At 46.4% G+C, this 1,235-nt stretch carries 1 pseudogene; it reads right to left on the bottom strand.

From position 1 onward, the window contains the following. Positions 1-1,235: pseudogene (locus QQK00_RS18575) on the bottom strand (hypothetical protein); the annotation flags it as partial.

Here is a 1,235-nt window from a genome sequence, read left to right as displayed (position 1 = left end):
GCTGTCGATAATCGTGTCTTTGCCATCCCCTAGATTATAGATATAGGTATCACGCCCGTCTCCACCTTTAAGCTCATCATTGCCGTCGCGGCCTATCAGGGTGTCTTTGCCAGCATCGCCGTTGAGCGTATCAGCCGCGTTTGTGCCAATGAGCAGGTCGTTTTCTGTTGTACCGTCGGTGTTAACATCAAACAACTGGATGTTTCTGAAGTGGGAGTTAACAGTAGAGGAGTCGCCTGCATTACCAAAGACTAAGTTTTTACCATTACCTGTAAAATAATCCCCGACTTTAATGGTAAAGGTCTGCCAATCGCCATTGCCAGTATAACTATAATGGTACTGTGGATTTACCTCGCCACTATGGTCGTCCTTAGTTCCCGCCAAGTGGAAAAATACGCCCTTTCCAGAACCGAAAAGCTCATTGGGGTCAAGCCCAATCACGTGTGCACGTTCAATCTCAGATGATTTCATTTCAAAGGTCAAATAGGTATTTGCCGTAACATCATACCCCACACTAGACTTTAACCATTTATGCCCTTCTATCTCTATCGATAAACCATCATCGCTGAGTGAATAGGTGCCCGGGCGGTCTGTCGTACTGAACTTAGAAAGACCCGATATACGCAAGTCAATCGGCTTCCCTGTACGCAGGAATTTTATAAATTCAGGCCCGGTAAACTCGCCATCACTGAAGTGGATGTTATGCCTATATGCACGACCTTCATCATTATTCACCCACGTAAACCAATGCTCTAGTCTGACTTTCTCGCCTGTTTCCAGTAGAGTGATATCCAGATGACTGCCTTGTTTACTCGCGGTTACCTCATGCTTGGATATCCCTTCAAACACAATGCTGTCATTGCCATGGCGGTCGTCGATGACATCATTGCCATCGCCTTTGCGATACACATAGGTGTCATCGCCCTTACCGCCCGTAATGTCATCGTTGCCTTTGCCTGCTGCCAGTGTGAGGCCTATGTCCGAATAACGGTAATCGTATACATCGTTTTCATCACTGCCTGTGACAACAAACTGATTGGCAATGTCTTGTGCTTTCCATACCGTGCCATCGTCAAAAATGAATTCTTCAAGGCGTACACCGCCGTTTCTTATACCCCTGAAAATACTGATAATAGGCGTATCATTGAACTGCACAATGATATCTTCACCCTCATTATGCAGGCTCAATGCCTCCGGCGTGATTCCCTCACCAAACATAATGCGGTCATACCCGC

It is taken from the genome of Agaribacter marinus (assembly GCF_030160655.1).
In the GTDB taxonomy this organism is placed as follows: domain Bacteria; phylum Pseudomonadota; class Gammaproteobacteria; order Enterobacterales; family Alteromonadaceae; genus Glaciecola; species Glaciecola marina.
This window is presented reverse-complemented; position numbering and strand designations above follow the sequence as displayed.